Genomic DNA, 22,526 nt, shown 5'->3' on the forward strand with positions numbered 1-22,526 from the left:
AATAATATTCTATGAATGATAAATATAAAAAAATACAGTCCTTGGTTCAATTTATTAAGTATTCACTAGTTGGTGCTACTAACATTATAATAGATGTTATCATATTAAACATTCTTTCCTATACCACAGGCATAACTCACGGGAAAATGTTATTTGTTTTTAACCTCATAGCATTTTCAGTTTATTCAATCTGTGGTTATAAATTAAATAAAAAATTTACTTTTAGTGAAACTTCACATAAAAAAGCTTACTTTCAATATGCCTCTGTACTATTTTTTAGTATGCTTTTAAATAGTCTTATGTTGATTTTATTAACAAGTCACAACCCCTTAGTTCATTATATGCATAGAGGATGGGGTATAGAGAAATTAAACCACCTTTGGTTTAACATATGTATTCTAATAGATTCTATGACTATAGGTTTTCTTGGTTTTTTAATTAATAAATTTTTTGTTTTTAATAAAAAGAAAACACGCTAAAATAAGTTTTATTTAACTTTTTATTGCGTGTTTTTTATTATTAAATCTTTGACTTGTTATTTTTCTTCAGATGATAAAGTAACAGCCTCTACATAATCATCTATAAGCGCATTTGTTAAATTTTTGCCTCTACCTGCCCTATTCTGAACGTTTATATCCTGAAGTCGTATGGTCTTCTTTTCACCTTTAAAGCAGCTTACGGTTAAACGCAAGTCTTCCTCAAAAGTAACAGCTATTTCATTAGACCCTTCAGATTTTTTTGTTACTGCAGGTACCAAATCTACAAATATAACTTCATCATCTCTTAAGCTGATTCCTGTTACCCCAGATGCAACCTTTCCCATAAAGTTAATAGTATTAACATTAAATCTTATGCACATTGCCTTTTTAGTCACCATTAGTATATCCTTATCTTCCTTATCACTGTTAATTTTTACAGAGGTTAATTTATCTTCTTCTGTCTTGAGCTTGTATACCATGGCCCCGAAGAAATCTCCTTCTAATTCACAAAGCTTAGTTCGTTTAGTAAATCCTTTTTTAGTAAAGAAGTATATACTTTTTTCTTCATTAAAACTATCTATAGACACAATGTCTACTATTTTATCCTCAACATTAAAATTGTCTAACAAGGAGTTAATAACTACACCATTTTTATCAATATTCTGGATCATATAGCTAGGTAATTTATGAACTGCTCCTTTTTCTGTAAATATAAGCAGTGTAGAAGATGATTTAGTATAGGTGCTTAAATGTGTATTAGTTTTTCTACTAGATATTTTTATTGCACCTTTTGCATTAATACTAATATAGAATTCTTTATAATCATGGCCCTTCGCAAATTCTATTTTTACCGCTTCATCTACTGAGGTGAGATTAAATAACTGAGTACCTATTGTATTTCTATCAATATCAGCAAGCACCGGTTCTTGCACACAGAATTCTAACCCTTCCTTTGTTAATACCTTTAAGAAATTTTCTTTTCTTTCCTTATCTATTAACAGAACATGAAGAAGTTTCTCATTTTCTCTTAACCTTAAAGCAGATAATTTAGTATAACTGGTCATAAATTTATCCAAACCTGTTTTCTTTATATTCCCTTTATTAGTAAAGAACATAAATTCCTTTTCTGCAGATAAATTTTCAGAGGAAAGTGTATGAACGATTTTCTCTTTTGTTAAGTCTATACCTCGAAGTAGGGTATCAAGTCTTTCGCCTTTTTCCTTCCACTTATATTCCGGAACTACATCACCTCTTAGTTGATACATATTTCCAAGGTCCGTAAAGATCATCAAGGTATCTTTAGTACTCGCTCCAATTACATATGTATTAAAATCTCCCTCTCTATACTCTATATCTTCTATATTAGTGTTAGACCTATTATAGGACTTCATAGGCACTCTTTTTATATAACCATCGTTAGATAGTGTTATCATAATATCCTCTACCATGATTAACTCTTCCACGTCTATTTTAGCTTCGTTGTCATCTTCAATGATTTCCGAACGCCTAGGGTCATTATATTTTTCTTTGATTTCTGAGATTTCTGTTTTGATTACTTTCAAAAGTTCTTTCTCATTTTCAAGAATTTTTTTATACCCTTTAATTAGCGCTTCCAGTTTTTTATGTTCCTTTAAGAATATTTTTATTTCAAGCCCTGTTAGCCTGTATAGCATAAGTTCTAGAATTGCATCACTTTGAATAGTCGAAAAACCAAACCTACTAATTAAATTTTCGCCAGCATCCTTTTTAGATTTTGAACCCCTTATTATTATAATAATTTCATCCATCACATCTACTGCCTTAATAAATCCTTCTACAATATGAAATCTATTTTCAGCAACTTCTAGTTCATTTTGAGTCCTTTTAGTCACAACATCCTTTTGATGATTTAAGTAGTGCATTAATATGGTTTTAAGTCCCATAGTTTGAGGCTTTCCATTAGCCAGGGCTACCATATTGAAAGGTAAATTACATTGAAGTTCTGTTTTTTTCAATAAGTATTTAAGTACCTTAGTTGCAGTTTCCTTATCTGTGGACTTTTTAAATTCAATTACAGATCTAAGGCCACTTCTATCAGATTCATCTCTAATATCTATGATTGACTCTAGTGCTTTTGCATGCTTTTTGTCCGCTGTCATATCAGAAATAGCTCCAAGAAGCTTTGCCTTATTTTTTCTGTAAGGGAATTCTGTAATAACTATCCCAAATCGTCCACTTTCTAATGTTTCAATTTTCATTTTAGCACGTAGAGTTACCCTGCCTTCGCCACTCTCATAAGCAGCTTGAATAGCATTCTTACCGATTAAAATGCCTCCCGTTGGCAAATCTGGTCCTTTAATATATTGCATAAGCTGTTTTGTTGTTATTTCCTCATTATCAGCATAAGCGAGCAATCCATCAATTACCTCTCCCAAATTATGAGGTGGTATGTTTGTTGCTATTCCTACCGCTATACCAAAGGCTCCATTTACCAGCAAATTAGGATATCTTGATGGTAGTACGGAGGGTTCCTTCTCAGTATCAGAATAATTATCTACCATTTCCACTACGCCTTTATCAATATCTCTTATCATTTCAAGGGCAATAGGTGAAAGCCTTGCTTCTGTATAACGCATAGCAGCTGCATTATCACCATCTTGACTTCCCCAGTTTCCATGACCATCTATTAATGGTTTTCTCGTGGCAAAATCTTGGGCTAGTATTACCATGGCGCCATAAACAGAACTATCTCCATGAGGATGAAACTTACCCATTATATCTCCAACTATTCTTGCTGATTTATAATAAGGCTTGTCTGGAAAGGCCTTTAGCATATATGCTCCATAAAGAATCCTTCTATGTACTGGTTTTAACCCATCCCGTACGTCTGGTAGTGCTCTTTCCCTGGCAACCTCCACGGCATATGGAAGGTAGTTATCTGGCATTGCTTCCTCTATAGGAGTCATTATTATATTATTGTCTTTAGGTACGTCAATTTTTTTTGCCATTTAATAAATCCCCCCCTGTTAAAACTCAGCATATTTATACATGTAATTTTTTCTAGGTGCTACCACATCTCCCATTAGAAGCGAAACCATCTTCTCTGCCTTTGCTGCATCTTCTATGGTAACCTGCTGCAGTGTCCTAGTTGTTGGGTTTAGTGTAGTATCCCAAAGTTGATCTGGATTCATTTCTCCAAGACCCTTATATCTTTGGATAAGGGCACCTTTTCCAATTTCTTTTTTAGTCTGAGCTAATTCCTCATCACTATAAGCGTACTTAGCCACTTCACCATTTTTACCATTCTTATAAACCTTATAAAGTGGAGGCATTCCCATATAAAGATGACCATTGGCTATTAGTGGTCTCATATATCTATAAATAAAAGTCATCCATAATGTTCTAATATGATATCCATCAACATCAGCATCACTTAAAATAATTATCTTTCCATATTTTAAATCTTTTTCATTATAATTATCTAAAACTCCTGTTCCAATGGCAGTGTTAAATATTTTTAACTCCTCACTTGCCAAAACATTTTCGAGTTTTTGCTTTTCAGTGTTCATAATTTTACCTTTTGAAGGCATTATAGCTTGGAACCTTCTGTCCCTGGCTTGCTTCGCACTTCCACCAGCTGAGTCTCCCTCCACCACTATAAACTCTGTAAACTCTGAGTCTTTTAATGTACATACTGCAATCTTCCCTGCAAGAGGAGCTGCCCCCTTACCTATTTTCTTTCTTTCAGCTTCATTGATTTTTTTTATTTTATCCCGCCTTGATGCGGCAGATATAGCATTACTTATTAAGTTAGTGGCCATTTCTTTGTTGTCTTCTATCCACTCTGAAATTTTAGCAAAGCATAATTCATTCATCATGCTATATGCCTCATTATTTCCGAGTTTGCTTTTAGTCTGACCTTCAAATATTGGGTTGCTTATTTTAATTCTAACTATGGCCGTCATGCCTTCTCTTAAATCGTCACCTTCAAATTCCTTATCCTTATCTTTTAAAAGATTAAGTTTTTTAGCGCCTTCTTTAAAAGCCCTTGTCATGCCTGTTTTAAATCCAGTTTCATGAGTTCCTGATTCTGTAGTTGGTATATTGTTAACATAGCTAGCTATGTATTCTGTAGTAGAATCCGTAAATTGTATGCATACTTCGCCATATAATTGTATCCCATTTATTTCTTTTTCACCTTGAAAAAATATAGGATCCTTATGCAGAAGAGTTTTACTTTCATTTAGGTAATCAATAAAATCTAAAAGGCCCCGCTCTGAGTGATATTCTTTTGTAGGGCTACCTTCTTTTCGTTTATCTATAAATACTAAGGTAATTCCTTTATTTTGAAAGGCTAATTCTTGAAGCCTTTCATCAATGATATCTGTTTTGAATTCCAGGGTAGTAAATACATTTTTATCTGGCATAAAAGTAACTTTACTACCTGTCTTTTTTGTTTCCCCTACTTCTTTAAGTTTAGTCACTGGTGTACCTGGCATAAGTCTTTTTAACTCCTGGTCATAAGAATATTCAAATCTTTGAGTGAAGATTTTACCCTTTTGACTTATTTCAATTAGCAGCCATTCTGACAATGCATTTACAACTGCAGCTCCAACCCCATGAAGTCCCCCGGAAGTTTTATAATTTTTATTATTAAATTTTCCACCAGTGTGAAGCTCAGTAAATACCATTTCCACACCAGATTTATTTTTTATAGGATGTATTCCTGTAGGAATTCCCCTACCATTATCAACAATAGTAACACTTTTATCTTTATTTAATATTATTTCAGCTCTATCACCATAGCCATTAGCTATCTCATCTATAGAATTATCTAAAATTTCCCATATTAAGTGATGTAACCCTTTGCTACCTGTAGAACCTATATACATACCCGGTCTTATCCTTACAGGCTCTAGTTTTTCTAGAGAAGTGAGGTCGGTTACATCATAGGTTTGGATTTCTTCCTTATCAAAACTCATATACATCCTCCAGTAAAATATTATTATACATTTGTTATTTTATATGTTTATAAGCAAAAGGTAAAGGACTTTAAATAAAAAAACAGAACATTAGTTTCTGTTTTTTGGTATTTTTATTCTTTTATATGATTTTAAACCAATTTTCTATTTCACTAGTGGCAGTCTTTATGTCTACTACCATAATTTTTAATTTATAATCATATTTATTGGAAGTATGCATATACATAGGATCATAATGTTTAATCATAAGCTCACTTACTACCTCATCATATTCTGATTTTAAAACAGATTGACAGTACCTGTCAACATTTTTTTCTCCAAGATATTTTTCCAGTCTTTTTAGACATTCAATTATTTCCTCATTACAGTTTTCAAATTTTGTGTATTCCTTAACAATAAGATTTGTTCTAAACTCAATATCTGCATCTACAAATAAATGTATACCTGTCTTCATTTTTTCAAATATAAAATCAGGTATCATAGTGTTTCCTATACGCTTGCTTTCTGCTTCAATAAACACAAAAGAACTTTTAGCCCCTTGTAACATATGATATATTTTAGATTCAAATGATTTTTGACTAGTGGTTTTTCCAAGTCCTACAGTCCCTAAAAGTGATCCTCTATGATTAGCAAAACCTTCTAGGTCTAAAATATCAAAGCCATCCAATTCCAATTGTTTAAGTATCTCAGTTTTTCCAACACCAGTATTACCATGTAAAACAATATATCGAACACTATCATTAAGTCTTGGTAACTCCTCCATTACATACCTTCTATATCCTTTATAGCCCTCATTTATTCTCTCCGTATTTATGCCTAGGGAACTAAGTAGCATGCCAAGTACACCACTTCTCATTCCTCCTCTAGCACAAAATAACACGATTTTATCATATTGTTTATTAAGTTCTTTAATTTCATCATAAATATGGAGTAATTTTTTAGAGGCTACTTCTAGCCCAATTCTCTTTGCTTTTTCAACACTTTCCCTTGTATATACGGTACCAATAATTTTTCTTTCTTCATCATCAAATAAGGGTATATTAATTGCCCCATTTATAGTTGATTCCTGGAATTCACCTGGGCTCCTTACATCAACTAATATATAATTTCCCTCAAGTTCTCCATATTCTATGGTTTTTAACATTAACTTTCCTCCTGCCATTCTCTTGGGAACAAAACAATTATTAATTGTTTTTCCCTACTGCTATTCTCTGGGGGACAAAACAATTATCAATTGTTTTGCCTCCGGTTTTATTCATTTACGAAAATAACAACCGGCAGAACAAAACTCTCCTGCCGGTTAATATCGTAATTCTCTGCAATTTCACTCTGTTATTTTATTAGTTGCTGGCAATATTGCCGCAGCTAATCTTATAAGGTATTTTAGACTTTCATTATCTATGTTGCTTTGAAAATTCAATAAGCCAATAGCTTCCTTTGACATGTTAATTGCTTTTTCTTCTTTAAAGGTATTTTCGCTATTTTTATAGTTTGATTCTACGCACTGAACTACGCCTGAAACAATTCTAATAATTCTCTTTGCATTTTCTGGTGTAGCTTCACTTACAGATAGACCTCCAAGTATTACATAAGCAAGACCAAAATAGTCTTCCCTAAGATTTATATCATTATCCTTTAGCAAGTAAACTAAATAGCCAAGGCCTGCTACTAAAAGCAGTATTAAAACATATTGAATAACTATCTCTACCATCAATACCCCCCCTTATTTGAATTTATATTACTTTATATGCCATTCAAATGTGAAAGGGTACATTTTTTAACCAAATATAAAAATAATTATGCTATATGATTAAATTTTTATTATATCTCTAAATCTTCACTATATCTACAATAGTTTCTATGTGAGGCGTTTGTTTATATCTCGTATTTTAGCTTATCTAAATATATTTTATAATATCCTGTAAGCATTGATTTAAAATCATCTATCAGATACAAAATAATTTTTATGCTTTTATTTTAACCAATTGTATCTTATCATATTTTATGTAATGGTGGCAAATGGGTGGCATTGCCACCATAAAATTCAACTTAAATTGCGTAACCTTTGTAGCTCCCTCAGATGTTGATTTAACTTCTCCCACTTTTGTTAGCGTACTAACCTTTCATTGCTAATATTTTCTACAAATACAATACAATGATTCCGGTAATAATCTTATGTCTCATAAAAAGCAGGCAGTCTTTATATTATTTTAAAGTTCTCTAGTATCTAACCCACATCCCATCTCCCTACTCATTGGTATTTCTATATTTATACTTAACATTCTATAAAATAGTGCGTATGATTTTAGTTCCCTTAATCAATAATAATTATAATCTACTCCTTCTTATACGTCAACAGTACTAAGGATAATTGATGCTGATAAATAAATGGTTGATAAGGTGAGGTTCATTCCCCTACTATTCTATTATTAATTCTAAAAACCTTACCCTCTACAGTAACTCCTTCTATTAAAGTTAAAATTCATATTAAATAAACAAATAGTTCGCAAATAATTTTATCAGGGTATGAAAGCTAACCTTTTTACTGATAATGTGTCCACATTCTTAAAATCTTAATTGTATTTTCTTTCTCATACACTTCATAAATTATTCTATGCTTTATATTGATCCTTCGAGAATAGAAACCTTTTAAGTCTCCTATAAGTTTTTCATATGGTGGTGGAGTTTGATAAGGATTTTCTTTTATTATCTTTAGCAACTCTATTGCTTTTTTATCTAAATTACAGGATTCTAATTTCTTAGCATCCTTTTGAGCCTGTTTAGTTATAACTATTATATATCCCATCCTATATCCTCTAAAGACTTGCATTCGGAAATAGGCTCTTTAGCTCCATCTAAAATGCTTTCTCTCATTCCAGGTATACCTAAAAGATATAAAGTTTCTTGCATTGCGGACCAATCCTCTAAGCTTACCATTACAACATCACCTTTTTTACTGGTTATCTGAATAGGCTCTGAATTTGCAATGGTTTGTTCTATTATATTAAATATATCTTGCCTAGCTTTAGTAATGGGAACAGTTTTCATGTTGATTCACCTCTTTACATATATTTTACTGTACATTTTTGCGTACGTCAACGTATTTATTTATATACAAATAAAAATCATATAGCTCTCAATATATAATATTTAATTTATTGTGAAATGCTATTAAAGCCTATATGATAATGCCCATTATTAAAATATATTATGTTACGTTCAAAGTAACAATTAGATATTATATGTTATTTCATAATATTTTTCTACACTTAATACATTAAAACCCCCATCCGATGATATGAGCTTTACTTGTGTCAACATACCCGTATTCTTTAGCAGAGAGGAATTTTTATAAAATATGATTTTATAATATCTCTTATACTCCTTACACTTATCAATTAAATATTCATTTTTTCAGCTTCTAATTGTAAGAATGATTAGAAGTTATAATTATAATAAAATAATTAACTTTACTTATGATAAGGTTCACCTTACTTGTTATAACTTTTTCACACCTTCTCCAACTGGTTCTTCATTTATAACTGCCTTTGTTAATGGCAGATTGTATTTTTCTCTGATTAGATTTTCTATTTCAAGAACTAGGTCAGGATTAGCTTTCAAATACAACTTAGAATTTTCTCTACCTTGACCGAGTCTTGTATCTTTATATGAAAACCATGACCCACCTTTTTGAACTAATTCTTCCTGAACACCTATATCTATCAAATTACCTTCCCTTGAAATACCCTCATTGTACATTAAGTCGAATTCAGCTATTTTAAAAGGCGGAGCAACCTTATTTTTTGTTACTTTTATTCTGGTTCTATTTCCAAGAATATCTTCACCTATTTTTATAATATCAATTTTTCTTATATCTAACCTTATGGATGAATAAAATTTAAGAGCACGTCCACCTGTTGTTGTTTCAGGATTGCCAAACATCATACCTATTTTTTCTCTTAATTGATTTATAAATATTACAACACACTTAGATTTGTTAATTGATGAAGTAAGCTTTCTTAAAGCCTGAGACATTAATCTAGCCTGCAGTCCCATATGGGAATCACCCATCTCACCTTCTATTTCAGCTCTTGGAACAAGTGCAGCTACAGAATCAACAACAATTACCTCTATGGCATTTGATCTTACAAGGGCCTCTACTATCTCCAGGGCTTGCTCCCCAGTGTCTGGTTGAGAAACTAAAAGTTCATTAGTATCAACTCCTAATATCCTTGCGTAAGACGGATCCAAGGCATGTTCAGCATCAACGAAGGCCGCCACACCACCTGTTTTTTGCGCTTCTGCTAATATTCGCAGTGCAATAGTTGTTTTACCAGAAGATTCCGGTCCATATATTTCTATAATTCTTCCTCTTGGAACTCCACCAACTCCTAACGCTATGTCTAAAGCCAGACATCCTGTTGGTATAACCTCTATATCCATTATTGTGTTTGCACCAAGCTTCATAATAGAACCTTTTCCGAATTGTTTTTCTATCTGATTCATAGCCACTTCTATTGCCTTAACTTTATCATTGCTTAAATCCATTTATTATCAACATTCCTTTCACAAAAACTATTATTGTAAGTCTTAGTTATCTCTAACTTAATAAATTTTTAACTAGCCTTTACCAATGAATATCTAGTACACATTTTCATTTATCAGGCTATTGCTCCTTTCATATATTGCTTCAAAAGTAGTATCCAAGGCGACTGCCAATTCTGTAAACAATATATTTTGAACAAATCCTAAAAGTTTGTTATCTGGTTCATTAAGTTTCTTTCCACTAATTTCTGATTCTTGCTTTTTCCGCATTAATGTATTAACAATTTTACAAATTTCTTTACGATTTCCTGTCTTTATAGTTTCATAATATATTTGGGTTCGTTGACTATTCAATTCTATCCAACTTATACCTGGTTGCTTGAAAAATTCTAGAATTTTTTCTGCTTCCTCTCTATGAATAAGTTCTAGCATAGTCACCTTATGGTAATCTACCGGGCTACTTATTGTTAATTTGCTATCTTGCAGTGGATGTAAAACGTAATAGTTTCTGGTAATGTCCAAATATGTTTTTTCACATATATCATCTATATGACAAATACCGTGTGTTGAATATATGACCAAATCTCCAATATTAAACATTTCAGCTTCATTACTCCTTTACTTGGAATTGTGAATTTTCATGAAAATCACATTACTCCATTCAATATAATTCTATTACTGGTGTAATTTTAGATACTTTTTTAAATATTTTGCAGTGTAGGAATTTGGATTTACAGCTATTTCCTCTGGGGTACCCTTCGCAACCACTGTCCCGCCTCTATCTCCTCCTTCTGGGCCAATATCAATGATATAATCTGCAGTTTTAATCACATCCAGATTATGTTCTATAACAACTACCGTGTTGCCACCTTGTACCAGTCTCTGTAAAATATCCGTCAATTTATGAACATCAGCAAAATGTAGTCCGGTTGTAGGTTCATCCAGAATGTAGATGGTTTTTCCTGTACTTCTTCTACTTAATTCCGCCGCAAGTTTAACACGCTGAGCTTCTCCTCCTGACAAAGTTGTAGCAGGCTGCCCCAACTTAATATAAGATAGACCTACATCATAGAGGGTCTCAATCTTTCGGCGAATGGCAGGCAAATTTTCAAAGAAATTCAGAGCTTCCTCCACCGTCATATTCAGTAGGTCATAGATACTCTTGCCCTTAAAAAACACCTCCAAAGTCTCACGATTATATCGCTTTCCCTTACAAACTTCACATGGTACGTACACATCCGGAAGGAATTGCATCTCAATTTTTATGATACCGTCTCCTTTACATGCTTCACAACGGCCACCTTTTACATTAAAACTGAAACGTCCCTTGTTGTATCCTCTTACCTTTGCATCAACCCCAGAAGCAAATAAATCACGAATTTTATCAAATACACCAATATAAGTTGCAGGATTTGAACGGGGAGTTCTTCCGATGGGACTCTGATCTATGTTAATAATTTTATCCAGCTGCTTTATACCTTCAATTTTTTCATGTTTACCTGGAATAGTTCTGGCACGATTCAGTTTTTTCGCCAGTACCTTATATAAAATCTCATTTACCAAGGAGCTTTTTCCGGAACCTGAAACACCTGTTACACAGGTAAACACACCTAAGGGAACAGTAACATCAATATTTTTCAGATTATTCTCCCGTGCCCCATACACCGTCAGATATCCGGTTGGAGATCTTCTGATTTCAGGAACAGGAATGGATAATTTTCCGCTTAAATAAGCACCGGTAACGGATTTAGGGTTTTTCATTATATCTTCTGCAGTTCCACATCCAATCACTTCACCACCATGCTCGCCTGCCCCTGGTCCAATATCAATTATATAATCAGCAGCACGCATGGTGTCCTCATCGTGTTCCACTACCAAAACACTATTCCCTAGGTCTCTTAGGTGGCACAAAGTATTTAGCAGTTTATCATTATCCCTCTGATGAAGTCCAATACTGGGTTCATCAAGAATATAGTCTACACCTATAAGTCCAGATCCAATCTGTGTTGCCAGACGAATACGCTGAAGCTCACCACCAGATAAGGTGAAGGTTGCCCTTGACAAGTTCAGATAATCTAATCCAACATCAATAAGAAAACTGATTCTTGACTGTATTTCCTTCAAAATCTGTTCTCCAATTGTCATCTGGAAATGGCTTAGCTTCATCTCTTTAAGAAAATTATACAAATTTTCAATGGAGAGATCCGTTATTTCAAAAATATTTTTACCCGCCACAGTAACCGCTAGTGACTCTTTTTTAAGACGCTGCCCCGCGCAGGCTTTACATGGGATAATGCGCATAAATGTTTCATACTCAGCTTTCGTAATGTCGGAAGTGGTTTCCCTGAAACGCTTCTCCACACTTTTAATGAGTCCTTTAAAAGCTAAATTATAGACTCCCTGTGCATGATAACCCTTATAATAGACCTTAACACTGCGGTCAGTACCCAAAAGCAGAATATCCTGAATTTCCTTCCCATAGGATTCAAAAGGAACATTCAAACTAAAGTGAAATTCCTTTGCAAGAGCCTCAAGAATTGCTCTAGTATAGCTTCCCTCATCCTTGCAAGATTGCCATCCAAGCACCACAATAGATCCTTCATTAATACTCCGACTCTTATCGGGAATCATCAGTTCTTCATCAAATTCCATCTTATAACCCAATCCATGACACTCTGGGCAGGCTCCACTAGGATTATTAAAGGAAAAACTCCTTGGCTCAATGTCCTCAATGCTAATTCCACAATCCGGGCAGATAAAATTTTGGCTGAATGTTAAATCCTCCCCACCTATAACCTGCACCATCATAAGCCCATCTGTAAGTTCAAATATATTTTCTATTGAGTCCGTGAGACGCGGTTCTATTCCGCCTTTTACCACCACTCGGTCTACAATAATCTCTATATTATGCTTAATGTTTTTATCCAGAACAATCTCTTCTGATAAATCATACTGGTTCCCATCTATGCGGACACGTACATACCCATTCTTCTTCGCCTGTTCCAGCACTTTTTCATGAGTACCTTTCCTTGCTCTCACCACCGGTGAAAGAAGCAGGATTTTACTACCTTCAGGACGTGCCATTATATGATCTACCATTTGATCCACTGACTGCCTTTTAATCTCTCTGCCACATTTCAGACAATGAGGAATCCCTATTCTTGCATACAAAAGACGAAGGTGGTCGTAAATTTCCGTAACCGTTCCAACCGTTGAACGTGGATTTCTATTTGTGGATTTCTGAGAAATAGAAATGGCAGGAGAAAGTCCTTCAATGCTATATACATCAGGCCTCTTCATCTGTCCCATAAATTGCCTTGCATAGGAAGACAACGACTCCATATATCGTCTCTGCCCATCTGCATATATGGTATTAAAAGCCAGAGAAGACTTACCTGATCCACTAACTCCAGTGAAAACAACCAGCCTGTTCTTTGGTACGTCTATATCAATATTTTTTAAGTTATTCTCGCAGGCTCCCCTGATGCGAATGTATTTTTTCTCAGCCATAGGTATCTCTCCTCCCTGTATTTTTAGAATGAAATCTCTTCTTTTGTAAAACTCATAAAACAACCCTAATTAATCTCAGGATTTCTTCTTCGTTAACTTTGCTGCTAATTTCTTCTGTGCAGATCCTAATTTTACCTTTTCTTCTTTTTCTTCAGCGACTACACGTTCTTTTTCTTTACGCTCCTCTTCTATCTGCTCTTGTTTTCTATGGCATTCCTCTAATGCATTGCTCTCCACCGCAGAATTCACTGCTTTTAGAAATTTTTCAAATGCTTCAGGATATAGAAATACTTTTCTTCCAATGTTATCCTGAAACTGCACCCATATCTTATTATTCTCTATTTCCGTAATAACTCCAAATCCAAATATAATGTGCTCCACTCTCTCATTTACTATGTTCATTTGTCTACCTCCTCTAAATTCATTCAGACTTAATATTCATACCAATTATTATCAACTATGCAGACATGGTTTCCGTCATAAACAGCACAATTATCTATAGTAAACGTTTACATATCGACCTTCACACAAATTTAAATACAGCATTCCATAAGTACCGTTAATCAGATATTTTGTCTTGCGAATATCCTAGGTGATTATATACTCTATATGTTGAAGCAGATTCTTCTTCGTTCCATGGCATGAACCCGCCATAATACTTTTCTGCGATATGCCTTTGTGTTGAGCTGCTAAGGCTGGATAAGCGCTGATAGGCATACTGAATTGAATCAAAATCTTCTTTGCAGGTTCGTTTAAAAGTACACTCTTCACCCTGACATTCAGAAATTGTTAACCAAATGCACCTGCCTCTTTCCGATAACCCACTGCAATCCGGAAATATCTTCAAAAGTGGTAGTCTATATCTGGCCATATTCCTCCCCCCTCGTATAATGTAGTTGTACTCATTGATAATAAATCAGTCATAACAAATACGAATATCATAACTAATATCTTATCTAATGTTCGCAATTCATAAACTTGTAATTAATCTCGTCTTAATTTTGATTATTGTCAAAAACCAATATTGGATACTGAAAACCAGTTATTACACCATGATATAATATCTCCTGAATAGAGAAGATAGATGTACTCCCCCTGAGAGGTAAATGATTACCTATACTCACTGTTTCCATACATTAGAAACAGTTCTTATCATTATTAAAGTTTATTCAGCCTTTGTACAAAAAGAAAATTTAACTTCTTGCACTTTTGTCTTTTCAAAATGGCCTTTCACTTCTACAAGTTGATTTTCCAAGCTTTCAAACATGGCGTTAATTTGCTCATCCGTATACTCATATGTGTTTCCATTATGTAACTTATCAAGACTACTTACTGCACTCATAACCTTATTTACTCTATATACAGCAAGACGAATGAATTTTTCATTCTTAGTCTCCTTTGGTGTGCCATTTGAACCTATTTCTGCACATTCATCCATATTTATTCCTGTTAATTCGTTTGTCTCTTCCACTTTATCTCCTCATTTCTTAAAATTTTTCTTAACAAATAATAATCTTTAATGTTTAAATATTATTAAACTATTTAGTAATATAGTTGTCACTAATGACAGGATATCTATAATCGCATTTATTCTTATTCATACGATTTGGCTTACTTACAGTATCATCAAAGAACATTGCTTTCCTTCCGAAGTATTTAGTATTAAGCGTCTTCTTAAATAAATTACTTTTCCTTCCCATAACAATTTACCTCCTAATGTTGTAAAAGATTCATTTCACGACATTTGTTTTGTACCCCTTTAGATCCTATAGACTCGTAGTTACTTTAATATATGAATAAACCACTATTCCACTGCATGTATTCAAAGTTTAACTAGCGAATCTTATTATTTATTAGAGTATTATAATAGGTACTTCTTGGTTTTTTAAACTTTTCATCAAAATTGACAATAGATACTCCCAATCTTTTTACAATGAAATGTTGGTATAAATAATAAATAAGAGGATATTCAGGATTTAAAACAGCAACATTTCGCTTCTTATCATGAATTATAGACAAATCGGTATTTTCATCTAATAATTCTGTAACATCACATAGTATCGCATCAAAGTTATCGTCATTAAGAATACTTCCATACCTATGACAAGCAATGCCCATTGCACCCTCCTCTGGTTGAGGAAAATAATATGTAGTTCCAAATATCCTGCACTTAAACGGTCTAAAATTGTATATTTGGCACAACTGAGTAGTTACATCAAGAAAAATACAAGGTAAACTTGTTTTTTCAATTGAAGAGTTTACTTTTTCAATATCATTATCAGTAACATTTAAAAAAAGTCGGGTAGCTTCTGGATATTCATTTTCAAGCATTATCCAATACTTATCTACTCTTTTTATTAGATTGTTTAATTTTTCTTCATCCCATTTTGATAAATCATTTAGAATTAAATCAAATTCAATACTTTGAATGGTGAAATAATCAAAACAGCAATCGCTACAACCTGGAACACATAAGGATACCCCGTTAGCTGTTTGACGGTGTGTTTTTAAATCATACTCTAGTTGGCTATAAATTTTAAGTTTAGCAGAGGCTTGGCTTTCTTCATGAATATCAGGATGGGAAAAATTTTTTTTCTTACCACTCATGCAAAAACACAAATCATTTCTTTATTAAATATTATAGACATAAAAAGATCCCTTCTTTTTCATTTGTAGGCATACACTTTTCCATAAGTTACTCCTTTGTTTTATTTAAATCAAAAAAAGCGCTGTATCGACGATATTGATATGACCGTCAAGTACAGCACTTTGAATAGTATAGCATAAAATTTTTATTTATGTAATATCCTAAATTAAAAAAATAAAATTTAGGGTATTACATAAATAGTTTTGTAATATATATATTAACGTATAAAATCCCCGTTTCGCGGTTACTACCCCATAAAAAAATAAGGTATGTTATTTACCCTTTTCATACTGATTAATTAATTTATAGAATGTAGTTTTCTTTAAATCTAATATTTTCATAAGATCAACACCACTTATATCATTATCTTGCATCATTTTATAATATCTTTCCCATAGCTTAGGATACTCTATAGGCTTTCGTCCTTTGTACTTGCCTTCCGTTACTGCAATTGCTATGCCTTCCATCTGCCTATCCTTTAGGTAGTCACGTTCAAGTTGTGCAACTGCTCCGAATATAGTTAACATAAACATGCCTGTAATAAAATTGCCACCATAAAATAATTTACGGTGGCAAATAGACAATTTAAATTAAATATTCACTTGTTAAACCCTGTTATACCTTCACTATATCTACAATGGTCTCAATATGAGGCGTATGTGGAAACATATCCATAAGTACTACCTTTTGAACCTTATATCCGTTATCCATCATTTCCTTCAAATCAACTACTAGACTTTTAGGGTTACAAGATACATAGACTATGTGTGGCGCACCAAATTTTATAACATAATCTAAGGCTACAGGATGAACTCCAGCTCTTGGTGGATCTAGAATAATGCAATCTGGTTTATCTTTCACTTCTTTAATAACCTTTGCTATATCCCCAGCTATAAACTCACAATTGTTAAGTCCATTAATTTTTGCATTTTCATTTGCTGCATCCACGGCTTCTTCTATTAATTCAATTCCTAAAACTTTTTTAGCTTTAGCTGCAACAATTTGTCCTATAGTTCCCGTTCCGCAATATAAATCAAACACTACTTTTGACTGCGATGAGCCTAAGAAATCCCTAACTAAGCTATACAGCTTTTCAGCACCTTTTGTATTAGTTTGAAAAAAGGAAAAAGCATTTATCTTGAACTTAAGATCTAATATTTCTTCCATAATATAATCTTTTCCGTATAATATGTCAACTTTATCAGGGTGAACTGTATCTGCCAGACCATCATTAAGCGTATGTATTATCCCTGTAATATTTCCATCACATTTTAATTCTTTTAGCATATTAGTTATTTCACTAAAATCAAAATCTATCTGAGTTGTAGTTACAATATTAACTAATATTTCACCAGTATTTTTAGCCTTTCGAATAACTAAATTTCTTAGATATCCAACACGCTCCATTATTTTATATTGTGGTATTTTTAATTCTCTAAAATAGTTTAAAACTATCTTTAAAATCTCTCTAAAATCAACATCTACAATTCTACAATCATCCACAGTAACTATACTGAAGCTTCGTCCTTTTAGATGCATCCCTAGAGTTAATTCACCATTTTTTTGAAAGTCACCAAAGGTAAATTCCATCTTATTTCTATATTCGAATTGCTCCGGACTCTTTTCTATTCCTAAAAACTCAAAATCTTTAATTTCTGCTGCCTCAAATAACCTTAATACCTGTTGCTTTTTAAATTCTAATTGTTTTTCATAAGAAAGAAATTGATGGCTACATCCTCCACACAAATCCGTAATAGTACACTTAGGTTGAATTTTATAGTCTACATCCTCAAGAACTCTTACAAGTTTTGCTTCGAATCCATCCGGTTTCTTCTTTAATACTCTACCAATTACCTTCTGGCCTGGTAGTGTATTTTTAATAGAAACTTTTTCACCTTCGTAAAATGCTATGCCTTGCGCTGGAAATTCCATATCTTCTATATCAAATTCGTATTCTTTTCTTTTTTGCATAGTTTTTTCCATGTCTCCTATCCTTTTGTAATAATTAATCCAGATATTTTCTTACCAATGGTAGTAGATTTTTCACCACTTTCCATAATGCTCATGTAAAATAACATAACTACCATAAAAATTATAAATGCCATTTGGAATTTTTGGCTTATAGCATACCCTGCTAATTTTAACAATGCATCTGCGCCAAATACTGCTACTGCTGATATTCCTCCTACAATTACCAAATCTATAAGATTAGCTTTAAAAGTATCTATAAAATTAGGTTTTATAGATTTGAACTCTTTTGTATTTAGATTATTAACACCCATTAGTTCTTCATTTTTTTCTACAAATTTATTATTTATATCATCTGATTCCTCAATAACACTTTTGTTTACGTCCTTTTGTTCTAACATTGTAAATCCTCCTTCTCATTATACTATTATTTTTCAAAACCTTATTTTATTAATCCACAAAGGGAGAAATACATATATTTTTTTACTCCCATCTATATATAATACGTATTTATGAAATATAAATCAAGAGGCTATTATGTATCCTTTGAAAATTTAAAGGTTGTTTTTGTGTGATACCCTAACTTTAAGTGAATTGATATAGTTCTTTAATTTATATTAATAATCATTTATAATGATATGGAAACCATATATTTGGTTTAGATTTTAATAAAAATTAGGTAGGTGCTCTATGATTACTATTATTCTTCTATGCATGGCTGGTTTTTTAGCAGCCTTTGTAGATTCAATTGCTGGAGGTGGCGGATTAATAAGTGTACCAGCCTTTATGCTTGCAGGACTCCCTCCTCATATGGTACTGGGTACGAACAAATTCAGCGCCACCGCTGGTTCTTTTACTAGCTCTCTTGGATTTATAAAATCAGGTAAGGCTAATTTCAAACTTTTAAAATACCTTATCCCCTTTACTTTCATAGGTTCAATGCTAGGTGTTAAAGCAGTACTTAATATAGACCAAAAGTTCCTAAATACCCTAGTATTAATTCTTATCATGTTTATTGGAATTTATACTCTTTTTTCTAAATCTTTGGGACTCCAAGATAATTATAAGGGCCTTACTAAAAAAAATGTACTAGGTGGCGTTGCCCTCGCTTTTTCTCTAGGTTTTTATGATGGTTTCTTCGGTCCTGGCACTGGTTCTTTTTTAGTTTTCGGATTTATAAATATCTTCGGTTTCAACTTTGTATCATCTTCTGCCAACGCTCGAATCTTAAACTTTGTCAGCAATGTTACAGCCCTAATTTTATTTGCCATTAGTGGTAAAATAAATTATATGATTGGTATACCAGTGGCAATATTTATGATTTTAGGAGCTAAACTGGGTACACACGTTGCCTTAAGTAAGGGTTCAAAACTTATAAAACCTATATTTGTAACCATGTCCCTGGCAGTTGCCTTAAAAATGCTTATAAACATAATTCAATAATTACATATTAAGTTTAAAAATAAAAAGTAGCTGGCTAAAATAAACCAACTACTTTTTTATCATCATCAGATACGATAATTATACTATTTTTTTAAGTTGCTCGGCCTTATATTCTTTTACAAGTTTATTTTTAGCTAAATCAATTACTATAACTTTAACAGTTTCATCACTAATTTTAAATACCTTACCTTTTTCTTTTGTCCCCATAATATTAACTGAGGTTCCTTGCATAAGTCTATTAACTTCACTGTGGCCACAATAATCACATTGTGTTTCATTTGCAATCACTCTTTTACACTTTTTACAATAAAACAAGTCTGCCATTGAATATTCCCCCATCTCTTATTAGAATTAAAAACATATATTTCTAATATATTCAACATTTAACTTATTTTTCCTTTTACTATAAATATTTAATTTTTTATGCTAACTTCACTAGGAAATATGGGTTTTTTTATGTTAGAAGTCACCATTTCAAAAAATTTATCTATGTAGTTGAATGCTATAAACTCACCCTGCCCTATCATTTGTTTAATTTGCTTCTCGCTAGCCCACCTTGCGTCTGAAACTTCCTCGTATTCAAGTTTTATATCTTTCATATTAACATTTTGCCTAACAAGCCAAATATCTTCAAAGCCACTAGAAAACTTAATGGTAAACAAAATCTCTCCTTTGCTCATATCCAAATCAACACCTAGTTCTTCCTTTGTTTCTCTAATAGCTGCAACTTTACTACTATCACCAACTACTGCAGACCCTGCAGCAGAACCATCCCACATATTGGGCCAGCCCTCTTTCCAGGGTTGCCTCTTTTGAATTAAAAATTCCCCTTTATCATTAACAATCCAAACATGAACCACCAAATGATAATCGCCTTCCTTCACAGGAATACCTCTTTCATGGGTGCGTCCAGTTTTTTCTCTATGTTCATCATAAATATCCCATAATTCCATGAAAATTTCCTCCCTAACAAAAAAGCAGATGATTTAATTCATCTACTTTTTTTATTATTCTATTTTCCTTGTTTATAATATTCAGACACAACTTTAAACCCTTGTTTTTCTAACTCGAGCAATACAAATTTTTGAATAATATCAGAATGAATACTTTCCTTTTGATAATTTTTTAAATCCTTTTGAATGTTCCTTGCTAAATTCTCAAGATCTGATTCATTAAGTGGTTGCCTAGCATCGTCTGAAGCTCTATCTATGCTAGTTTTTATTTTACTTAAATCAAATTCTTGAAGTCTTCCATCGCGTTTGATAACTTTCATAATTATCATCTCCTATGCATAAATGTCATGGATTATAATTCTTATTTATTACTACTATAATATAAGACATTGTCGCAATATTCAACCTTTTTTTCGACATTTCTAGGGACGATTCTCAAGATCATTTCGAGAACCGCCCCTGAGCACACTTTATAGAACATTAAAAGAATATGAAATTTCTCTTGCGTGCCTTGCAAAAGAAATTTCATATTCCTAATTCAGTTTTCCTACGTTCTATAATACATCCCCCATAAACTGAGTTATCCCAAAATAAATTATATCTCATATTCCGCTGAATAAATTTCAAAAATAACTATTTACTACGTACAGCCATGGAAAAATCAATTTTATGGTAGGACTGTGTGAACAAACTAATGTTACTAGAAATATTTAACAAAAACCCACTGAAAAATTCCGGTAGGAATACTGATATTCCCTATAAAGTGATAGCAGTTCACAACTGCCTTTATGAACTATGAAATAAAAGCAACTAATATAAACTTTGACACAACCTCAAAATTAATGTGGGGGAATTATGAAACACCTGAAGGCAAGGAAGGGGTAATATCCATAACCTTCGGTCACAGTAAGCAAAAAATAGAAGACAAAAATCAAATCAAAATGGGTTTAGGCGTAGCCAATGGAGTAATTCTTGATGCTAAGGTTTTATCTGGAAACAAAGATGATAAAACCTATAACGGTGAAACGCTTGAGGAAGTAGAACATGTTCTTGAAAGACTAAATATTCCCGTAGGGGATTTTCACTATATAGCCGATAGTACACTTTTGACTTCAGATAGTTTAAATAAAGCAGAAAGTATACATCTAAAACTTATAACAAGAATGCCTGAAACCACAAATCTTGCAAAAGATTGTATAAAAGAAGCACTTATTAACAAGAACCTTATGAAAAAATAGAGATTAAAATAACTCAAGATAAAGTAGTTGAATATTTTATAAGTGAGAAATATTGTACTTTTGAAAATACTAGATTAAATGTGCTATATGTTACCCCAGAGCGCATAGAGGCACTAACGTACCTATCAATGATGATATTATCGGATTGATATGCCATCTTAATTTTGCTGCATTTATACTTTGGCAGGCTGCCGCCTAAAAGAATTATTGAAGCGTTTTATCAAAAATATAAAGTGACTACAAAAACTTACAGTCACTTTTGAAAATTTTATAGAACCCATATTAAAAAAGATGTCAAAAACAAATACAAGGATTTTTAAATCTATTGTGCGGAGTATGAGTTATAGAAACACAAAACTAGAAATTAGATTAAGAGTTTTTTCTTAGATTATACTATAACGAAAAGCATATATTGCTAGAATGCTTTTGTTAGCATAATCTAAGAAAAAATACCTAATTTAAAAATTGCTATTATTTTTTTCAATAATAAATCTTAAGTTTATTACAGCACTAATTTCTGTAAGCATCCCAGGTCGCATAACAATTAATAATGTTACGAATTTTATAGGGGTATGAAATTTCTCTGGAGTGACTTGCAAAAGAAACGATAAAACTATTGAAATTTGATTTAGAAATTCTTCTTTTGCGAATATAAAATTTTCGTTAGCCCACTTGTACCCTCTAAAATAGGAACATTTTTCAATTGTAAATTATAATCATGAAGGTGAAAGCATGTAGGAGTGTGATAGATAGTATATAGTGAGTTTTACAGACTCTTAGTT

The 22,526-nt window shown here is 32.6% G+C and carries 24 protein-coding genes; 3 read left to right on the forward strand and 21 right to left on the reverse strand.

What is annotated here, in order from left to right; translation table 11 throughout:
• Window positions 1-11: 11 nt before the first annotated feature.
• Window positions 12-479 carry a GtrA family protein gene (locus KPL50_RS27820; RefSeq protein ID WP_216296809.1) on the forward strand — a complete coding sequence of 156 codons (468 nt, stop codon included), beginning with the start codon at window positions 12-14 and terminating at the stop codon, window positions 477-479.
• Between the two features lie 56 nt (window positions 480-535).
• Here KPL50_RS27820 and KPL50_RS02345 read toward each other — a convergent pair whose 3' ends face one another.
• The 18 genes from KPL50_RS02345 to KPL50_RS02430 form a co-directional block, all read right to left on the reverse strand.
• Window positions 536-3,466: a DNA topoisomerase IV subunit A gene (locus tag KPL50_RS02345; protein ID WP_216296810.1), complete on the reverse strand. Its 2,931-nt coding sequence runs from the start codon at window positions 3,464-3,466 to the stop codon at window positions 536-538.
• 18 nt (window positions 3,467-3,484) lie between these two features.
• On the reverse strand, window positions 3,485-5,446 hold the full coding sequence (locus KPL50_RS02350; RefSeq protein WP_375372896.1) for a type IIA DNA topoisomerase subunit B: 1,962 nt from the start codon (window positions 5,444-5,446) through the stop codon (window positions 3,485-3,487).
• A gap of 115 nt (window positions 5,447-5,561) precedes the next feature.
• Window positions 5,562-6,584, reverse strand: coding sequence for a tRNA 2-selenouridine(34) synthase MnmH (gene mnmH / locus KPL50_RS02355; protein ID WP_216296812.1), 1,023 nt, complete (start codon window positions 6,582-6,584; stop codon window positions 5,562-5,564).
• Window positions 6,585-6,764: 180 nt separating this feature from the next.
• Complete coding sequence (locus tag KPL50_RS02360) at window positions 6,765-7,151, reverse strand: hypothetical protein (RefSeq protein WP_216296813.1); 387 nt, start codon at window positions 7,149-7,151, stop codon at window positions 6,765-6,767.
• 253 nt (window positions 7,152-7,404) lie between these two features.
• Window positions 7,405-7,542, reverse strand: coding sequence for a hypothetical protein (locus tag KPL50_RS02365; RefSeq protein WP_216296814.1), 138 nt, complete (start codon window positions 7,540-7,542; stop codon window positions 7,405-7,407).
• Window positions 7,543-7,982: 440 nt separating this feature from the next.
• A complete protein-coding gene (locus KPL50_RS02370; protein ID WP_216296815.1) occupies window positions 7,983-8,246 on the reverse strand; it encodes a Txe/YoeB family addiction module toxin in 264 nt (87 codons plus the stop codon).
• Window positions 8,234-8,488, reverse strand: coding sequence for a type II toxin-antitoxin system Phd/YefM family antitoxin (locus KPL50_RS02375; protein WP_216296816.1), 255 nt, complete (start codon window positions 8,486-8,488; stop codon window positions 8,234-8,236). The genes KPL50_RS02370 and KPL50_RS02375 overlap by 13 nt, the downstream gene beginning before the upstream one ends.
• Before the next feature lie 450 nt (window positions 8,489-8,938).
• On the reverse strand, window positions 8,939-9,988 hold the full coding sequence (gene recA, locus KPL50_RS02380; RefSeq protein WP_216296817.1) for a recombinase RecA: 1,050 nt from the start codon (window positions 9,986-9,988) through the stop codon (window positions 8,939-8,941).
• A 93-nt stretch (window positions 9,989-10,081) separates the two neighbouring features.
• Complete coding sequence (locus KPL50_RS02385; protein WP_216296818.1) at window positions 10,082-10,585, reverse strand: CarD family transcriptional regulator; 504 nt, start codon at window positions 10,583-10,585, stop codon at window positions 10,082-10,084.
• A 75-nt stretch (window positions 10,586-10,660) separates the two neighbouring features.
• Window positions 10,661-13,495 (reverse strand): excinuclease ABC subunit UvrA, encoded by a 2,835-nt coding sequence (uvrA, locus tag KPL50_RS02390; RefSeq protein ID WP_216296819.1) that lies wholly within the window; start codon window positions 13,493-13,495, stop codon window positions 10,661-10,663.
• A 75-nt stretch (window positions 13,496-13,570) separates the two neighbouring features.
• A complete protein-coding gene (locus tag KPL50_RS02395; RefSeq protein ID WP_216296820.1) occupies window positions 13,571-13,897 on the reverse strand; it encodes a hypothetical protein in 327 nt (108 codons plus the stop codon).
• 157 nt (window positions 13,898-14,054) lie between these two features.
• Complete coding sequence (locus KPL50_RS02400; RefSeq protein WP_216296821.1) at window positions 14,055-14,366, reverse strand: hypothetical protein; 312 nt, start codon at window positions 14,364-14,366, stop codon at window positions 14,055-14,057.
• A 294-nt stretch (window positions 14,367-14,660) separates the two neighbouring features.
• Window positions 14,661-14,966, reverse strand: coding sequence for a hypothetical protein (locus KPL50_RS02405; RefSeq protein WP_309245135.1), 306 nt, complete (start codon window positions 14,964-14,966; stop codon window positions 14,661-14,663).
• Window positions 14,967-15,033: 67 nt separating this feature from the next.
• On the reverse strand, window positions 15,034-15,195 hold the full coding sequence (locus KPL50_RS02410) for a hypothetical protein (protein ID WP_216296822.1): 162 nt from the start codon (window positions 15,193-15,195) through the stop codon (window positions 15,034-15,036).
• A gap of 133 nt (window positions 15,196-15,328) precedes the next feature.
• Window positions 15,329-16,102 carry a YkgJ family cysteine cluster protein gene (locus KPL50_RS02415; protein ID WP_216296823.1) on the reverse strand — a complete coding sequence of 258 codons (774 nt, stop codon included), beginning with the start codon at window positions 16,100-16,102 and terminating at the stop codon, window positions 15,329-15,331.
• 312 nt (window positions 16,103-16,414) lie between these two features.
• Window positions 16,415-16,675 carry a hypothetical protein gene (locus KPL50_RS02420; RefSeq protein WP_216296824.1) on the reverse strand — a complete coding sequence of 87 codons (261 nt, stop codon included), beginning with the start codon at window positions 16,673-16,675 and terminating at the stop codon, window positions 16,415-16,417.
• An 82-nt stretch (window positions 16,676-16,757) separates the two neighbouring features.
• Entirely contained in the window at window positions 16,758-18,113 is a 1,356-nt protein-coding gene (gene rlmD, locus KPL50_RS02425) for a 23S rRNA (uracil(1939)-C(5))-methyltransferase RlmD (RefSeq protein ID WP_216296903.1), read from the reverse strand.
• Window positions 18,114-18,130: 17 nt separating this feature from the next.
• Entirely contained in the window at window positions 18,131-18,511 is a 381-nt protein-coding gene (locus KPL50_RS02430; RefSeq protein WP_216296825.1) for an RDD family protein, read from the reverse strand.
• Between the two features lie 289 nt (window positions 18,512-18,800).
• On the opposite strand from KPL50_RS02430, the gene KPL50_RS02435 reads away from it, so the two are divergent.
• The gene (locus KPL50_RS02435; RefSeq protein WP_216296826.1) at window positions 18,801-19,553 is read left to right on the forward strand and encodes a TSUP family transporter; all 753 of its coding nucleotides are present in this window, start codon (window positions 18,801-18,803) and stop codon (window positions 19,551-19,553) included.
• 78 nt (window positions 19,554-19,631) lie between these two features.
• On the opposite strand, the gene KPL50_RS02440 is transcribed toward KPL50_RS02435, so the two are convergent.
• The 3 genes from KPL50_RS02440 to KPL50_RS02450 form a co-directional block, all read right to left on the reverse strand.
• Entirely contained in the window at window positions 19,632-19,877 is a 246-nt protein-coding gene (locus KPL50_RS02440) for a hypothetical protein (protein WP_216296827.1), read from the reverse strand.
• Window positions 19,878-19,966: 89 nt separating this feature from the next.
• Complete coding sequence (locus KPL50_RS02445; RefSeq protein WP_216296828.1) at window positions 19,967-20,506, reverse strand: NUDIX domain-containing protein; 540 nt, start codon at window positions 20,504-20,506, stop codon at window positions 19,967-19,969.
• Window positions 20,507-20,565: 59 nt separating this feature from the next.
• On the reverse strand, window positions 20,566-20,826 hold the full coding sequence (locus KPL50_RS02450; protein ID WP_216296829.1) for an ATP cone domain-containing protein: 261 nt from the start codon (window positions 20,824-20,826) through the stop codon (window positions 20,566-20,568).
• 468 nt (window positions 20,827-21,294) lie between these two features.
• Here KPL50_RS02450 and KPL50_RS02455 point away from each other — a divergent pair, with 468 nt between their 5' ends.
• Window positions 21,295-21,744, forward strand: a complete 450-nt coding sequence (locus KPL50_RS02455; RefSeq protein WP_216296830.1) for a hypothetical protein — start codon at window positions 21,295-21,297, stop codon at window positions 21,742-21,744.
• Window positions 21,745-22,526: the final 782 nt, after the last annotated feature.

It is taken from the genome of Clostridium sp. CF012, assembly GCF_018861755.1.
GTDB lineage: Bacteria > Bacillota > Clostridia > Clostridiales > Clostridiaceae > Clostridium_AD.